The 16270-nt window shown below is 67.4% G+C and carries 11 protein-coding genes and 4 pseudogenes; 7 read left to right on the top strand and 8 right to left on the bottom strand.

Annotated elements, in window-relative coordinates:
- Nucleotides 1-65: 65 nt before the first annotated feature.
- Nucleotides 66-6170, top strand: a complete 6105-nt coding sequence (locus AB0I42_RS35380) for an RHS repeat-associated core domain-containing protein (protein ID WP_357544131.1) — start codon at nt 66-68, stop codon at nt 6168-6170.
- Nucleotides 6171-6264: 94 nt separating this feature from the next.
- A complete protein-coding gene (locus tag AB0I42_RS35375) occupies nt 6265-6642 on the top strand; it encodes a barstar family protein (protein WP_357544130.1) in 378 nt (125 codons plus the stop codon).
- Between the two features lie 292 nt (nt 6643-6934).
- Here the strand turns inward: AB0I42_RS35375 and AB0I42_RS35370 are convergent, their stop codons facing one another.
- The 4 genes from AB0I42_RS35370 to AB0I42_RS35355 all read right to left on the bottom strand — a co-directional run bounded on the left by AB0I42_RS35370 (nt 6935) and on the right by AB0I42_RS35355 (nt 10562).
- Entirely contained in the window at nt 6935-7351 is a 417-nt protein-coding gene (locus tag AB0I42_RS35370; protein WP_357544129.1) for a hypothetical protein, read from the bottom strand.
- A gap of 455 nt (nt 7352-7806) precedes the next feature.
- Entirely contained in the window at nt 7807-8010 is a 204-nt protein-coding gene (locus AB0I42_RS35365) for a cold-shock protein (protein WP_088981566.1), read from the bottom strand.
- Nucleotides 8011-8439: 429 nt separating this feature from the next.
- On the bottom strand, nt 8440-8760 hold the full coding sequence (locus AB0I42_RS35360) for a MerR family transcriptional regulator (protein ID WP_357544128.1): 321 nt from the start codon (nt 8758-8760) through the stop codon (nt 8440-8442).
- A 707-nt stretch (nt 8761-9467) separates the two neighbouring features.
- On the bottom strand, nt 9468-10562 hold the full coding sequence (locus AB0I42_RS35355) for an ATP-binding protein (RefSeq protein ID WP_357544127.1): 1095 nt from the start codon (nt 10560-10562) through the stop codon (nt 9468-9470).
- 24 nt (nt 10563-10586) lie between these two features.
- Here AB0I42_RS35355 and AB0I42_RS35350 point away from each other — a divergent pair, with 24 nt between their 5' ends.
- From AB0I42_RS35350 to AB0I42_RS35335, 4 genes and pseudogenes are all read left to right on the top strand, one after another.
- The gene (locus AB0I42_RS35350) at nt 10587-11000 is read left to right on the top strand and encodes a pyridoxamine 5'-phosphate oxidase family protein (RefSeq protein WP_357544126.1); all 414 of its coding nucleotides are present in this window, start codon (nt 10587-10589) and stop codon (nt 10998-11000) included.
- A gap of 58 nt (nt 11001-11058) precedes the next feature.
- Nucleotides 11059-11713, top strand: a pseudogene (locus AB0I42_RS35345) (DUF4291 domain-containing protein).
- A 50-nt stretch (nt 11714-11763) separates the two neighbouring features.
- Nucleotides 11764-12711 (top strand): MerR family transcriptional regulator, encoded by a 948-nt coding sequence (locus tag AB0I42_RS35340; RefSeq protein WP_357544125.1) that lies wholly within the window; start codon nt 11764-11766, stop codon nt 12709-12711.
- 136 nt (nt 12712-12847) lie between these two features.
- Complete coding sequence (locus AB0I42_RS35335) at nt 12848-13279, top strand: hypothetical protein (RefSeq protein ID WP_357544124.1); 432 nt, start codon at nt 12848-12850, stop codon at nt 13277-13279.
- Between the two features lie 270 nt (nt 13280-13549).
- Here the strand turns inward: AB0I42_RS35335 and AB0I42_RS35330 are convergent.
- Nucleotides 13550-14089 (bottom strand): annotated as a pseudogene (locus AB0I42_RS35330) (helix-turn-helix domain-containing protein); the annotation flags it as partial.
- A gap of 119 nt (nt 14090-14208) precedes the next feature.
- Between AB0I42_RS35330 and AB0I42_RS35325 the strand changes: the two are divergent.
- A pseudogene (locus AB0I42_RS35325) lies at nt 14209-14376 on the top strand (transposase); the annotation flags it as partial.
- Between the two features lie 286 nt (nt 14377-14662).
- On the opposite strand, the gene AB0I42_RS35320 reads toward AB0I42_RS35325, so the two are convergent.
- From AB0I42_RS35320 to AB0I42_RS35310, 3 genes and pseudogenes are all read right to left on the bottom strand, one after another.
- Nucleotides 14663-15409: a TSUP family transporter gene (locus tag AB0I42_RS35320; protein ID WP_357544123.1), complete on the bottom strand. Its 747-nt coding sequence runs from the start codon at nt 15407-15409 to the stop codon at nt 14663-14665.
- Between the two features lie 200 nt (nt 15410-15609).
- Nucleotides 15610-16073, bottom strand: a pseudogene (locus AB0I42_RS35315) (transposase); the annotation flags it as partial.
- Nucleotides 16064-16141, bottom strand: a complete 78-nt coding sequence (locus tag AB0I42_RS35310) for a TetR/AcrR family transcriptional regulator C-terminal domain-containing protein (RefSeq protein WP_357544136.1) — start codon at nt 16139-16141, stop codon at nt 16064-16066. The pseudogene AB0I42_RS35315 and the gene AB0I42_RS35310, both read right to left, overlap by 10 nt.
- Nucleotides 16142-16270 lie beyond the last annotated feature (129 nt).

The following is a 16270-nucleotide window of genomic DNA, read 5'->3' as shown; positions in this document are numbered from 1 at the left end:
GCACCGCCGAGGTCAATCTCGCCGCAGGTGCGGTCACGCGGCCGGTAAGAGCAGGAGACCTCCCGGTGAGCGTCGAGGCGGCGGGCACGGCCGCAGCCTCCGCAGCGGGCCACGCGCTCGCACCCGCCGACGTTCCGGCGCGGGTACGGGTCGAGGTACTGGACCGGGCGACAACCGAACGGACAAAGATCCGAGGCGTACTGCTCCGGGTAAGCCGGAGCGACGGCCTCGCGAGCGCAGGAAGCGCGCGGCTGACGGTGGACTACGCGAAGTTCGCCACCGCCTACGGAGCAGACTGGGCCGGCCGGCTGCGGATGGTGTCGATGCCCGCCTGTGCGCTGACCGATCCGGACACGAAGGCATGTGTGGGCACGCCGCTGCGGTCGACCAACGACCCTGAGGCTCGGGCGGTCACCGCCGTCGTACCGGTCTCCGGAACCAGCAACCTGGTGGCCGTGACGGCCGGCGATTCCGGTGCCGCGGGCGACTACAAGGCCACCTCGCTCCAGCCCTCATCGACCTGGACGGCGGGCGGGAACTCCGGCTCGTTCAACTGGTCGTACCCGATGAGGGTGCCGCCATCGCTCGGTGGACCTGCGCCGGCCCTGGCCCTGACCTACTCGTCCCAGTCAGTCGACGGTAGGCAGGCCGCGAGCAACAACCAGCCGTCGTGGGCGGGCGAGGGATTCGAAGCGGATCCCGGAGGATTCATCGAACGCCGGTACGTCAACTGCGGCCAGGACATGGAAGGTTCGGCCAACAACAGCACGAAGACCAGTGACCTGTGCTGGGAGACCGACAACGCCACCCTCTCCCTCGGCGGACACTCCGGCGAGCTGCTCTACAACGCCACCGAGGAACGCTGGCACCTACGCTCGGACGACGGATCCCGGATCGAGCGCAAGACGGGCGCCAGCAACGGTGACAACAACGGCGAGTACTGGGTGGTGACCACCACCGACGGCACCCAGTACTGGTTCGGCGTCAACAGGCTGCCCGGATGGGCCTCCGGAAACCCGGTCACCAACTCCACACTGACCGCACCGGTGTTCGGCAACGAGCCAAACGAGCCCTGCCACGCCACCGCCTTCATCGACTCCGACTGCGTCCAGGCATGGCGGTGGAACCTCGACTACGTGGTCGACGTGCACGGCAACTCCGCCTCGTACTGGTACATGAAGGAGACCAACAAGTACGGCCGCAACCTGAACGCCAACGACGCCGCATCGTACGACCGCGCCGGATATCTGACCCGCATCTCGTACGGCACGCGCCGCGACGGCGGGGTCGAGTCGGTGCTGAACACTCCGGCGCCGGCACAGGTGGTCTTCGGGGTGGAGGACCGCTGTCTGTCCGGCTGCGCCACCCGCGACGCGGTGCACTGGCCGGACACACCCTGGGACCAGCAGTGCACCGGCACCAACTGCGGCACCGTGTTCTCGCCCACCTTCTGGACCACCCAGCGGCTCGCCACGGTCACCACCCAGATCCGCTCCGCCGACGACTACTCCGACGTCGAGCGCTGGACCCTGACCCACACGTTCCCCGACCCGGGTGACGGGACCCGAGCCGGCCTGTGGCTGTCGAAAATCTCCCACGCCGGCCTGGTCGGCACGACCACGACCGTGCCCGACATCGAGTTCACCGGGGTGCAGTTGGCCAACCGTGTGGACATGACCCCCGACTACGCGGCGGCGATGAACTGGTGGCGGATCGCCAGGATCCGGACGGAGACCGGCGGCACCATCAACGTCACCTACTCCGACCCGGACTGCGTGGCCGGCCAGACGCCGACACCGGAGACGAACACGAGGCGCTGCTACCCGTCGGTATGGGTCCCCGAGGGCTACACCAACCCGGTCACCGACTGGTTCCACAAATACGTGGTCACCACGGTCTACGAGCAGGACAACACCGGCGGCGCACCGCCGAAGGGCAGCCCCCGCGTGGTCCACAGCTACAGATACCTCGACGGCGCCGCGTGGCACCACAGCGACGACGACGGTCTGATCGAGAAGCGGTACAAGACGTGGTCGAGCTTCCGCGGCTACGGCCGAGTCGCGGTGACCACCGGCGACCCGGGAGAGCAGACCTACACCGAGACCCGCTACTTCCGAGGCATGAACGGCGACCGGGCCGCGCCATCGGGAGGCACCAAGTCGGTCACCATCGACGGGTTCGCCGACGAGGACTGGTTCGCCGGCATGACCCGCGAGGTCAAGACCTTCAACGGCCCCGGCGGACCGGTGGTGTACCGCGAGACCAGCGACCCGTGGGGCTCCGCCGCGACCGCGACCCGCACCATCAACGGTGACACCGTCACCGCGAGGTTCGCCCGGATCGCCACCACCCGCACCTACACCACCCTGGACCAGGGACGCGGCGAGCGGGTCACCAGGACCACCACCACCTACGACTCGCTCGGCATGGCCGTCCAGGTCGACGACCTCGGCCACGACGGCGTCAACGGCGACGAGCAGTGCCAGAAGATCGACTACACCCCACGCAACGACACCCTCTGGCTCATGGACAAGGCCCACCGCACCCAGACCTACGCGGTGCCGTGTTCGGCCACGACCGGCACCCTGACCGACGCCGACGTGATCACCGAGGAGCGGACCAGCTTCGACGGGGAGGCCTTCGAGACCGCGCCCACCCGTGGCCTGGCGACGAAGACCGAGAAGATGACGGCCTGGAACGCGGGCGCCCCCACCTTCGCCACCGTGTCAAAGGGGGCCTACGACGCGTACGGGCGGGTGACCGGGTCCTGGGACGCGTTGAACGCCAAGACCACCACCGCGTACACCCCCACCACCGGTGGCCCGGTGACCGCTACCAAGGTCACCAATCCGGTGCTGCACGAGGCCACGACGACGGTGAACCCGGCGTGGGGCATCAACACCTCGATCGTCGATCCCAACGACAAGCGGACCGATCTCGCGTACGACGGCCTCGGCCGGCTGACCGCCGTATGGTTGCCTGGCCGGAACAAGGCGACCCAGTCGGCCAACGCCACCTTCAGCTACCTGATCCGCAACGACGCCGCCACCGTGGTGTCCTCCTCCCGGCTGAACCCGGCCGGTGCGTACAACACCATCTACGCCCTGTACGACGGCCTACTGCGAGTCCGGCAGACCCAGTCAACCTCACCCTCGGGCGGCCGGCTCCTCACCGACACCTTCTACGACACCGCAGGCCGCGAGGTGAAGACGTTCGGCAGCTACCACGCCGACGGCGCACCCGGTACGACGCTGGTGACCGCGACCGAACAGGCGCTCGTGCCAACCCAGTCCCGGACCGTCTTCGACGGAGCCGGACGCCCCACCGCCTCGATATTCCAGCCCTACGACGTGGCACGCTGGCAAACGTCCGTCTACTACGCCGGCGACCGCACCGACGTGACCCCACCCGCTGGAGGCACCGCGACCTCCACACTCACCGACGCCCGGGACCGGACCGTCGCGGTACGCCAGTATCACGGCACCACCCCGACCCCGGCCACCGCCGGCTCCTGGGACACCACCTCCTACGCCTACAACCGGAAAGCGCAACTCGCCCAGATCACAGACTCCATGGGTAACGAGTGGCTCTACGAATACGACCTACAGGGGCGCCAAACCAAGACGACCGATCCGGACACCGGCGTCACCACCCTCACCTACGACGCCGGCGACCGGCTCACCTCGTCCACCGACGCCCGAGGCAAGAAACTGGCGTACCTCTACGACCCGCTGGGCCGCAAACGCGCGACGTACGACAACGCCGTCGGCGGCACCATGCGCGCACAGTGGATCTACGACACGATCGCCAAGGGCCGGCTGTCGCAGTCGACCCGATTCGTCGGGGGCGCCGCCTACCAGACGAGGATCACCGGCTACACGGACCAGTACCAGCCGAGCGAGACCCAGGTAATCATCCCCGCCTCCGAAACCCATCTGGCCGGCATCTACAACTTCTCCAACACGTACAACGTCGATGGGAGTCTCGCCTCGACGAGCATGCCGTCCACCGGCGGTGACCTGCCGGCCGAAACGCTGTCCTACACATACGACGCGCTCGGCCAGGCAATCACGATGACCTCGCTGTACGGCTCGACGAACCTGTCCTACGTGGCGGGCACGGCGTACAACGCCCTCGGCGAACTCGACCAGCTCACACTCGACACCGACGACACCGCGGGCGGCCGCATGTGGCAGAGGTTCACCCGCGAACTGGAGACAGGACGGCTCACCGGCGTGCGGGTCGACCGGGACACCGTCGCTCCCCACACGCTTTCCGACATCCATTACACCTACGACCACGCCGGCAACATCAAGAAGGCGGTGGACACCGCACCGAACCCGGTCGACGACACACAGTGCTTCACGTACGACTACCTGCGCCGCCTCACCGACGCCTGGACACCGAGCAGCGGCGACTGCACCGCCGCCCCCTCGGCGACCGCCCTCAGCGGCCCGGCACCCTACTGGCACTCCTGGACGTTCGACCTGGTCGGGAACCGCGAGACCCAGACCGTACACACCAGCGCCGGCGACACCACCACGACCTACGACTACCCGGCCGCCCAGGCAGCACAACCACACGCGTTGTCGCAGACCACGACCGGTTCGCTGACCCAGAACTACCGGTACGACGAATCCGGCAACACAATCTGCCGACCCGCAGGAACAACCACGAACACCTGCCCGAGCGGCACCGGATCGCAGGTGCTCACCTGGAACCCCGAGGGAAAGCTGGAATCCAGCACCGACTCGACCGGGACCACCACGTACATCTACGACGCGGACGGCAACCGGCTCATCCGCCGTGATCCGGCCGGAAAGACCCTGTACCTTCCCGGCCAGGAGCTCCGCTACACGAACACCACCGCAGACACCACCTGCACCCGCTACTACACCTACGGCGGATCCCTCGTCGCCTCACGAACGGCCGCCGGTCTCACCTGGCTGGCCTCCGATCACCAGGGCACGGCGAACGTGTCGGTCAGCGCCAACGCCGCACAGACCGCCACCGTGCGCAGACAAACTCCGTACGGCAACCCGCGAGGCGGCAGCCCGACCTGGGCCAACGACAGAGGCTTCGTCGGCGGCACCACCGACAACACCGGCCTGACCCACCTCGGCGCCCGCGAGTACGACCCAACCACCGGCCGGTTTGTCTCCGTCGACCCAATCTTCAACCAGCGAGACCCACAGTCCTGGAACGGATACACGTACAGCAACAGCACCCCCGTCACCATGAGCGACCCCAGCGGGCTGATCGCCCACAGCCCCACAGACGGCGGCGGTAGCGCAGGAACCCCGGCCCCAGACCCGTGCTTCAACTACACCGGCACCGCCCAACGCCGCTGTGAGCAAAGCGGCGGCGGCGGACAAAACACGAGCGCGGGACAGGCCACGGGAGGCACAGGCTCCGGCCAGAACCCCACAGCGAACGTGCCGACCATCCCCGACGAAAAGGCGCGGCAACTACACGATTACATCAAGATGGTCCAGAGGCTTAGCCCAGACACATGGAACGTACCCGGCTCACCCGCGTATAACGCCATCATGCTCCGCATAAAGCGGGCCCTGTACGGAATCCCCACTATGAAGGACTACTGGGAGGCGCTGGACGGGCTGGTGGCTTCCACCGTCGTGGCCACTGTCGGCGCCGTTCTCTGCGCAGGCACCGGTGCCGGACCCGCCTGCCTGATGGCCGTCGGTGCACTGGCCGGCATCGCGGGCCAGTGCATGGACGACTGCGAGGACACCCAGGCTGTAGCGTTGGCGGCGGTGTTCTCGGCCGCGACCGGCGGCCGTGCCCCGCAGGGTGCGATCTTGGGTAACACCTCTACGCTGAGGGGGTGGATCCCGAGGTCCATTCCTGAAGAGTCCCAGTTGGTAATTCGTGATATCCAGAGATACGGGGTGACTGACCATGGCCCAGGTGGTCAACTGATGGGGCCATTAGTCCCGGAGCATTTCAAGAATGACGGCAGGAATGGTGCGTACGTCCTCCCGCACTACGACAGTTCAGGTGAAGTGATTACCTATCGAGAGTGGGGGACGGTTCAGTCGCGCAATAATCCCAATCCAGGCAATGAGCGAATCGTTACAGGTTCGAATGGCTCCATCTACTACTCTCCCACCCACTATCAAACGTTCATCGTAGCCATACCGGGGTCATAAAATGTGGAAAAGTTCTGAACCTCATGTCCAAGTTCATTCCAATGGCGCCCTGGTGCCTTGGAGGGAAGCCATTCCGCCACCTGGTATCATGGCTGTGGCTCGTCTGGACGGCGCTGCCATGGCGGACTCGGACGGTGTGTTCGAGCAGTTCTCTGATGCGCTCCTGTTTCCAAGTTACTTCGGATGGAACTGGCCGGCTCTCTCGGAGTGCCTCCGCGATCTCCGTTGGCTCTCGGCCGATCGCTATCTGGTTGTAATCGAGAATGCTCCTCGTGTTCTGCGGGAAAATGGCAAGGAAAGAGAGGTCCTCTTTAGTATCCTTGTTGACGCTGGCCGTCGTTGGGCGACGTCCTATGACGCTAAGTATTACGGGAAGGGTCCCTTCTTTCATGCCGTTCTCCAGTGCGATGAAGACGACGTCGAATCATTGAAGGCGGAAATCGCGACCGCCCTGGGGCCGAATGCCCGATGAGGTAAATGCAGGCTGCTTGGGGTCCAGGGTGGATCCGCTGCGTGGGGCATCGTCAGGGTCGACCCTGAGGCTCTGATGGCCGTGTCCATTCAGGGGGTGATCCTGACAGATGGCACTCGCTGTGACGGTCAGGCGGTGATGAGGGGTGGCAGCCAGTGCCGATCCAGTAGCGCCGTGTGGATGCCGTCGTTGCGTGCGCTGGTGGGATCCGGACGCCGCTGAGCGCGACGTCGACTCGGAGTCGGCGAGGATGGTGTCGAACACTGCGGGTATATGCCGTCCCGGTCACGGATCAGGTATTGCACCTGATGGTGTCTTCGAGGTCCATGCCTAGGTTCCTGGCGGCCTGGGCACCTATGTGGCGGTCGGGTGGCCGGTCACGCCGAGGATCCGGACCCGGCGGGTGGCGTGCTCGATGACCGCCAAGACGTACAGGCGGGCGCCGGTCAGGACAACCGACCCGAGGCCCTCGAAGCTGACCGTGGGTTTCGAAGAAGTCGGTGGCGATGAGAGCCTGGGCTTTGAAGTGCAGGAACGTCGCCCAGGTGGTGTGGGTGCGTTCGGGTTTCGGGCCGATCCCGGCGTCTTTCAGGATCTCCCAGACGGTCGAGGCGGCGACCTTCAAACCAAGGATGAGAAGTTCGCCGTGCATACGGTGGTAGCCCCACATCGGGAAGATCTGGGCCGCCGAAGGCGCGAGAACGCTCAATGCAACAGGGTGTTGCTCTGTGGGTGCTCGGACGCCGGGGAACTGGCGCGGACATGGCAGGATAGGGGCGGATTGCTGCCGATCCAGTGGCCGCGCCGGGCATTCGCTTGAGGCGATGTTTGCCCGGACCTGCGGGGACGCGGCCGGATTGGTTCGGACCCGACCGGGCGCCGCTGGACTTCACTACGGATCAGAAGGTTAGGGGTTCGAGTCCCTTCGGGCGCACAAGATCGGAAGGCGTCTGACCTGCGGAAACGCGGGTTGGGCGCCTTTTGTTTCCGTCCCTTATGGACGTATGGGTGCTCGGATGGTGCTCGTGCGACGAGCATCCCTTGTGCCCGGCCCGATCCGGCGGATGGCGGCTCCGTCTTGGTGGATCCGAAGACCTTGGAGGCGGGGGAACGCCGAACGGCGGCCCGCTGAACCAGTCGGGCCGCCGTTCGCGAAGTTGCGGATCAGAGCGAGCGGATGTTCTCCGCCTGCAGGCCCTTCTGGCCCTGGGTGATGTCGAACTCCACCCGCTGGTTCTCATCGAGGCTGCGGAAGCCGCTCGCCGAGATCGCGGAGAAGTGGGCGAAGACGTCGGCGCCGCCGCCGTCCTGGGTGATGAAACCGAAGCCCTTGTCGCCGTTGAACCACTTCACGGTACCTGTAGCCATGTCTGCTCCTTCGCAGGCTGTTAGAGACCGCACTGCGCGGGCCCTTACGCCGCCGCGTTGATCACCCGCGCCGGAACCGACACGACAAACGAAAAAAGCGCCTGGATGGGTTCAGATAACCCCATCAGGCGCCGAAAACGTCTAAGGAAATCAAAACTGCAACTGGGAGAAGTCTAGCACAGATGCCAGTCCCGCCAGCGCCCCATGTGCGCGGTCCCTGTCACAGCATCAGCCCGGCGCCCGGAATCCCCGCTGCCGGCTCATCGGCCCGGCCGGTGGTGTCCGGCGTGCTGGCCGCGGGTGTGTTGTGTCAGCACCGCGTCGCGCTCGCCTTGATGGGCTGTCAAAAGCGCCTTCTTGCTGGCCGCGGGGGATTCGGGTACGACAAACGGTCCCTCTCAAGGGTGGAGAAGGACCGTGAGGCGTGGGTCAGGCGGCGCCGGCTTGCTGGCGGCGCTGGTGGTTCTGGTTGTGCTGGAGGGCTTCTTCGAGTTGGTCTTCGAGGATGATGATCCGGCAGGCGGCTTCGAGGGCGGTGCCGTGGTCGACCATCTCCCGGGCTCGTGCGGCCAGGCGCAGTTGGTAGCGGGAGTAGCGGCGGTGTCCGCCGGTGGAGCGGAACGGGATGATCAGTTTCGCCTCGTCGAGGCGGCGCAGGAAGTCCTGCGAGGCGCCCACGATCTCGGCGGCGCGGCCCATGGTGTAGGCGGGGTAGTTGTCGTCGTTGAGCATGTCGTCGGGTTGGGCCATACATACCTCTCCATGACGAGGGCCCCGGCGCAGCACGTGCCGGGGCCCAGGGTTACGGGTTGAATACACCATCTACCGACAGGTTCGTCGGGTTCTCGTTTCCGCACCATGCCGCTATCAGCGGCAGGCGGGGTGAGGATCGCATAAGCGTGACCGGAGACCACCACCTCACGTTCGATGGGACTACGGTGTCCACCGCAGAACTGCAACTACGTCCTGACGGCGGGCGATCCAACGGCGTCCAGCCCTCCCTTTCCTCTTCTTCCATTACCTGTGGTACTGCCCGCCGATGTCGGAGCCCCACGTAACTTCACGGCTCCGCACACGTACAGCGGATCTTTCCTGCATCAGGCGGAGCCCCGAACCTGCATCGGCCCTGCCTGCGGTTGCCCTGACCTGGAGTTACGTCAAGGTCTTGACCTGCACTTGCCTTACCTTGCTGCGTGCGGTGATGCGCTTCCACCGCAGTTACCGAGCGAGCCACGAAAGGTTCCGGGCCTGCTTGACACTCGGCCTGTTTCGTCGGCGTCTTTTACCGATCTCCGTCGTCAACGCAAGCAACACTACCCAACCCAACCGACAATGTCTAGCCGCCGGAGACCAGATTTTCTCGGCGGACCAGCCGAGGCTCCTCAGGAGCGCATCGACGGACGGACGGCGCAGCGGCGGTGTGGGGCGAGCGCCGATGCGCACCTGGCGCGGTGAGTTCAGGCGGCGGCCGGTAGCTCGACGGTGACGGTGGCGGTGACGCCGTCACCGCGCTGGTCGATCAGTAACGCTCCGGTCAGCTGGCGGGCCAGGTAGAGGCCGCGGCCGCCGGGCCGGTCGTTCGGCGGCGGCCCGGCGGGCAGGCCGCTCACGCCGGAACCGTGGTCGCTGATCGAGCAGATCAGGGTGCGGTCCTGCAGGCTCAGTTCGAGCCGGCCGTGGCCACCGCCGTGACGTACCGCGTTGGTGACCAGTTCGTGTACGGCCACGACGAAGTCGAACGCGGCGTCACCGGTCAACCCGGCCGCGGCCAGACGGGCGGTCAAAGCGTGGCGCAGGGGCCCCTTGCTTGTTTCGTCCCTTGTGAATGGTTGGGTGCTCGGTGGGTGCTCGTGCGACGACCATCCCTCGCGTCCCGGGCCTGTCCAGCGGCGACCCGCCCTGTCCGGGCTGGTTGGATCATGGTGTCCCTTGTCGGTCTGCAAGTCCGGATGGTGGGACGGCGTTACGTGGGCGAGGCGCTGCTCTTCCGTGCCGGGATCGCGGTGCTGGCGCTGCGTCTTTTGCCGGACCATGCTCGACCGCATCGACACAGCCGCGGCAACGATCGACGGCCTGACGGAGAGAATCGACCACGAGATCCAACCCTTCGCCCACATCATCGCCCGGCTCGACACCATCCCCGGGATCAACGACAGCCCCTGTTCCTTCGCGGCCCGGACCAACTCGGCAGCGGCCTTCGCCTCCGCCGTCGGTTCAGGCCGCTTCCTGCCTCCGGTGTGCTCGTTCAGTGTCGCGGTCATCACGGCACCCTCCTCACCAGGCACAACGCCTGATGGGTCAGGCCGGAAACACCAACTTGTTGGATTGGTGGCGGAGATCAGGGTCTGCAGCCATGATCTCCGAGTGGTGGTTGGGGTCGCTCGGGAAACACCTGCCGCCTCCTGGTAACTCCAGTCGTCGGCGGCGTCGCCGGCGGCCAGCGCCTCGACCGGGATCGGCGGTGTGGGCTGCCCGCCGAGGCGACGCAGGGCTACGCCGTCCCGCCTTGCCGGATCGCCGCCCGGACTCCGCCTCGGCTCGACCGCCCTCATGAAACACGCCTTAAGCTGGATGTCATGTTCCGCGACGAGGATCTCGCCCTGCTCGCCCGGCCGCTGCACGCCTTCCTCACCGTGGCGCCCCGGGGGGACCGCTGGCCGGCGCCGCGCCCGGTGTGGTTCGAGGTCTCCGACGACGGTGACCTCCAGATGTTTTCGCTGCCGGACGCGCCGAAGCTGGAGCGTCTCCGTGAGCGGCCACGGGCCTCCGTGGTCGTGGCCGCGCCGGCCGGTGAGCCCGAGCACTGGGTGTCGGTGGAGGGCCCGGTCACGCTGCACGACGACGGCGGCGTGGAGTTGGCGACCCGGCTCGCCGAGCGGTACTACGACATGAGCGACCCGAAGCGTCAGAGCCTGGTCGACGAGTGGCGCAGCGGAGGAGTGGTGCGCATCGTGCTGCGTCCCGAGCGGGTGAACCGCTTCTCGATGTGACGGTCCGCGCCGCCGAATTCGGTGGCTCGTGCCCGGGCCGGGCGGCGACGATCGGCGGATGTCTGTACCCCTGCGTCAGATCCGTGCCCGATACTCAGCCGACACCATCACCGTCTACCAGGCGTACTCTCCGCAGATCGCGGAGCCGGCGGTGGCGGCGGGCCGTTTCGTGGCCCCGTTCAAACGGGAACGGATGACGTGGATCAAGCCGTCGTTCCTGTGGATGATGTACCGCTGCGGCTGGGCCACCAAGGAGGGCCAGGAGCGGGTGCTCGCCGTGGAGCTCCCGGAACTCGTCCTCGCGGCCCGCCAGCCGGATCCGGTGGGAGAGGGATCCGTTCTCGGCACCTGCGCCGCAAAGGGGGTTCGAGTGGGCCTGCCTGAGTCACCACGACCCGGATCTGTACCCCGACCGGGCGGCCTGGTCGCGGCAGCTCAAGGCCAGTCCGGTGCGGGTGCAGTGGGATCCGGAACGGTCCCTGCGCCTGGCGGCACTGCCGTACCGGTCGTTGCAGGTGGGTCTCTCCGGCCCGGCCGTCGCCGGGTACGTCGACGAGTGGGTGGTGGCCATCCGCGACGTCACCTCCGACGTGCGGCAGATCCGGGACCTGATGCGCAGCGGTGACGACCGGGCCGCCGCCGCCCGGTTGCCGGTCGAGCAGGTGTATCCGCTGCCCGAGCGGATCGCCGCCGTCGTCAACGCCACCGGCTAGCCGGGTCCGTTGTTGACTCTCCAGCGGCCTGAGACGTCAGGGTGATGGCCATGGACGAGTGGTTGTCGATCGGGGATGTGGCCCGGCGTACGGGTCTGAGTGTCAGCGCCATCCGGTTCTATGCCGACGAGGGCATCGTCGCGCCGGCCAGGTACACCGGGGCCGGGTACCGGTGCTACGACGCGCGGGGCGTGGCGGCTCTCGAACTGGTGCGTACGCTGCGGGACCTGGGCGCGGGGCTGGACGAGATCCGTCGGTTGCTGGCCGACGAGATCACAATGCGGGATCTCGCGACCGCTCATCTGGCGCTCGTCGAACGGCAGATGGGGCAGTTGCGTACCCGGCGCGCCGTGCTGCGGGCGGTGGTGCGGCAGGACAGCGAGGCCGGGCAGGTGAGTCTCGTGCACCGGCTGGCGTCGATGTCCGACGACGACCGTGAGCAACTCGTGGAGGAGTTCTGGACCGAGGTCACCGACGGCCTCGACGTGCGGGAGTTCGTCGACTACCTGCGCCCGTGGCGGCCCCGGCTGCCGGAGGACCCCACCGGCGAGCAGCTCGACGCGTGGATCGAGCTGGCCGACATGGTGCGCGACGCCGGGTTCCGGCGGGCGGTCCGCCAGTACTTCGGCGAGACCTTCGCCGACGCGGCGGACCATGGGCGGGACGACCCGTCGACGGAGGCGGAGGTCGCGGAACAGGTCGAGATTCTCGCGCAGGCCAGGGCCGCGTCCGAGGCCGGCGTACCGGTCGACTCCCGTGAGGCCCGGCAGCTGGCGACGCGGTGGGTGGCGCTGGCCGGCAGTCGCTGCGGTGAGCGGGATCTGACCGAGGTACGGCGGCAGGTCGTCGCCGCCGACCCCGGGCCGCAGGTGGCCCGGCATGTCGCGCTGCTCGGCAAGTACCACTCGCTGACCGCCACCATCAACGGCACACCGCAGCCCGTCGTGCAGGCCCCGGCGTCCACGTGGCTGCACGCGGCCGTCGCCGCGCTGACCTGACCAGGCGTTCAGCTCTGCGCGCGGCGGTTGTCCTGCGGCGGGTCGTCCGGGGCCGGGTGAGCGCGGTGGTGCACGCTGGTGCGGTGGGTGACGTGTCGGAGCTGGTGGAACGCATCTGGCGGGCGGACTCCGCCGCATGCTCGGTGTCCTCACGCGACGTCTCGGCGACTTCGACCGGGCTGAGGAGGCGTTGTCCGAGGCGCTGGCCGAGGCGCTCTCGCGCTGGCCCGACGAGGGCGTGCCGGACAGCCCCACCGGGTGCCTGGTCACGACCGGCTGGCGCAAGGCGCTGGACCGGTTGCGCCGCGACGCCGTCGGCCGCGAGAAGCTGCTCAGACTGGCCGCGGAGCCGCCGCCGGCGCCGGGGGTGGACGACCGGCTGACCATGATCTTCGGATGCTGTCACCCGGACCTCGCCGAGCCGACCCGGGTCGAGTTGACGCTGTACGCGGCGAGCGGCCTGAGTACGGCGGAGATCGCCCCCGCGTTCCTGGTGCCGGTGCCGAGGATGGCGCAGCGGCTCACCGGGGCCAAGCGTCAATGCGCGAGCGCTGCATCCGTCTTCTGATCAAGCCACCGAGAGGGACAGGGCCGGCGCCCCAACCACGAGCCGGGCGGGCAGATCTCACTGAGGGCACCCCGCAGAGGGCCACCATTTTCATGAGCCACACCCAGGCCATGGCCACGACACCAACCCTGTCAGCCAGCCCAGGCCGGCCAACCACCACCCTCACAGCCATTTTCATCGTGATCAGGTCTGGTCTGGGCAGGCTGGACGGGGTGGCGTGCCACTGCTCCAGATAGGACGGAGCTGGCCCATCCTGCTGAACCACTTCGTGCGCCCCTTCCACGGCGCCGCCTTCGGTCCAGGCACCGCGGTCCCGTCCCGGCGGCGGACCTCGCCCGACAATCGCTGCTGCACGTACTCACGCAGCCGATCATTGGTGACCAGCTTCGCGGTCTTGGGACGCCGCGCCAGCAGTTCTGCTTTCCACTGCGCGACCGACGCCCGATAGTCCAGCTTCCCGCCCCGGGTCGCCGCGTTACGGCGTAGTTCCCGAGAGATGGTCGACGCATCCCGCCCCAGCCGGCGGGCGATCTCCCTCACCCCGACACCTTGGGCTTTCAGCGTGGCGATCTCTTCCCGCTCCGGGAATGACAGATACCGGCCCGTGACAGGGTAGATCATGAACAACGGCATCCCGCCACGCTGCCGGAACCAACGGCTGCCCACCGGCTGCGACACGCCGACCGCGATCGCAGCCTCCTCGCTACTGAGCCCTCGGGTGATCTCGTGCCAGAACAGACGCTCGACATCCCGCCGAAGCGACGGCTTCCCCGGCGACTTCATCGGCGACCTGCCCGTCAACGCCTTCATCCACCCCGCCGGCCGACCCATCGACACCTCCAAACTCGAGGTGTTGCGACGACCGGTTGAATCCGCCCTAGAACCCCCGCGTCGCTAGGGGGTCACTTTTCGACCGTCGTTGACAGCTGCAGCGGATCCTGCGTCACACCTACGGACGAGGCAAGGATCAGACCATCATGATCCCGGGCTGGCCGTACTCAATGGTCGTGGCCCTGGAATCGGGCCGAAGCTCGTGGACAGCGCCCCTGGACGCGGTGCGGCTGGCTGCTGATGCGGCCACGGTCACCGCCGGGCAACCTGCGCGGCTCCGTCCTCGGCTTCCGCAACCTCACCCACTACATCGCCCGATCACTCCTGGAAGCCGGAGGCTTCAGGCCCCGACTACACCCGCGAATGTGATGAGCTGGATACCCGTGGTCGGGCGACACTGGCCCAGTGGGTCGGCTGGGCGTGCCAGTCGACCCCCGGGTCTGGCAATGGCCTGAAGGCAGTCCCGCATACGGGAGTCCTGCCGTGTATCGGGCGGGCCAGTTGAATCCGAAGGCCGATGTGTGCTGGTCGGCGAGGGTCAGCCGCGATCCGTTACCGCAGGATGATCGCTGCTACGGAGACGAGGGCTGCCGCAGTCAGGAGAGCGAGCACGATGTGTTCGTAGCGCGCGTGCCCGAAACGGTGGAACGCCTGTGTGCCGAGGTGCTGTCCTAGTAGCGCCGCGACGATGAGTACGGGCCAGTAGGCGTAGGTCTCCCAGACGCCCACGACAAGGAGTGAGATGATGCTCAGCGGGAGTCGGACCAGGGAGAGAGTGACCAGGGTGTCGCGCATCGTGTGGGGTTTCAAGCCGCGGTGGACGAGGTAGTAAACGGTAGGCGGGCCACCCAGGGATGTGGAGGTGCTGAACGCGCCCGACAGGAGTCCCGCCGGGATCGCCCACCGCCCGCTGACGATGCCCTGACGCGCTCGTGTGCGGAGGCGCAGCACCACCGCGGCGATCACCGTGGCCGCGACGAAGACCTGGAGGCCGACCGCGGGCAGCGCCGCCAGGAGCCATGCTCCGGCGAGCATTCCCGGAGCTGACCAGCCGGCGAGTGTCAGGACTTCCCTGGTGTCGGGGCGGGGCACGCTGCGACGCATCGCGAGGATGGCGATGTCGCAGGCTGTTCCGGTGATCAGGATGGTGGAGATCGCCTGGGGGCCGCCAATTGTCGCGGCCAGCAATGGTGCGCTGAGCAGTGCAAAGCCGAACCCCGACAGCGATTGGACGATGCCGCTGACCAGGATCAGTGCGAACAGGGCGACCAGGAGTTGGCTTCCGTCGAGGTCAGCCAAGGTTGCCCCGGCTGTAGCCGGACGAGGTGAGGACATCGCCGGCAATGCTCTCGTAGACCGTGATCATTGCCGGGGCAAGCTCCTTTCGGTACCGGCCGACCGATCCCACCGTCAGCGTGCTTTGGTTTGCTCGGCAGGATGTGGCCAGGAAACCTGGTGCAGTGAGTGGTCGATCTCGTGGTGGCGGATCATCTCGGGAGCCCACGATAGGCGCCGTCGGCCATGACCGGCCGTCCGGCCAACTTCTGGTCGATGCCGCTGGTCTGGTAGACGATGGTGCGGTTGCGGTTGCGGTTGCGGGTTGCGGATCGCCGAGAGCGACGACGAGGCGGGTGTGAGCGTCGATGGCGACCCGCAGGTTGGTGCTGTAGCGGTAGTTCTTGCTCGGCGCGGCCAGCCGATGGTCGCGGGTCGGGATGAGGGTGCGCCGTCGACGATGGCGATCTGGTCGACCCAGCGTCGGCGTACCGGGGCCAGGGCGAGAGGGTGTCGATGACCCGGTGCGCGGCGGAATGCGACACCCCGAACAGTGGCCCGGCCGACCGTCGGCGATCGCGTCCCCGCCCCGCTCGGCGACCAGCCGGACCAGCCCGCGGAACTGGGCGGGCCGCAGCCCGGCGAACGGGAAGATCCACTCCGGGCGACCCGCCGAGATCACCTGCACCAGAAGACGTAGTTGGAGATCATGCCCAGGAACTGGGTGGCTGCGAGGTCCACGTCCTCGACCCGCACCGTCCCCGCCTCGTGCTCAGCCAGGAGGTAGCTGGGCGCCGTTGCGTTGTCGGATCGGTTGGCGTGTTGAACCCCGTGTCGGGGCTGCGGTCAGATTGCTTGGGCGAGTTCGGTGAACGCCGCGGCAAC

It is taken from the genome of Polymorphospora sp. NPDC050346, from assembly GCF_040655695.1.
In the GTDB taxonomy this organism is placed as follows: Bacteria; Actinomycetota; Actinomycetes; order Mycobacteriales; family Micromonosporaceae; genus Polymorphospora; species Polymorphospora lycopeni.
Note: the sequence above shows the minus strand (reverse complement) of the source record. Positions and strands in the feature narration are given on the sequence as shown.

Excerpts from the sequence above, each read along its gene's own strand:
- AB0I42_RS35365 (WP_088981566.1), bottom strand. The coding sequence starts at position 8,010 with ATGGCTACAGGTACCGTGAAGTGGTTCAACGGCGACAAGGGCTTCGGT.
- AB0I42_RS35360 (WP_357544128.1), bottom strand. The coding sequence starts at position 8,760 with ATGGCCCAACCCGACGACATGCTCAACGACGACAACTACCCCGCCTAC.
- AB0I42_RS35355 (WP_357544127.1), bottom strand. The coding sequence starts at position 10,562 with ATGAGGGCGGTCGAGCCGAGGCGGAGTCCGGGCGGCGATCCGGCAAGG.
- AB0I42_RS35350 (WP_357544126.1), top strand. The coding sequence starts at position 10,587 with ATGTTCCGCGACGAGGATCTCGCCCTGCTCGCCCGGCCGCTGCACGCC.
- AB0I42_RS35340 (WP_357544125.1), top strand. The coding sequence starts at position 11,764 with ATGGACGAGTGGTTGTCGATCGGGGATGTGGCCCGGCGTACGGGTCTG.
- AB0I42_RS35335 (WP_357544124.1), top strand. The coding sequence starts at position 12,848 with ATGCTCGGTGTCCTCACGCGACGTCTCGGCGACTTCGACCGGGCTGAG.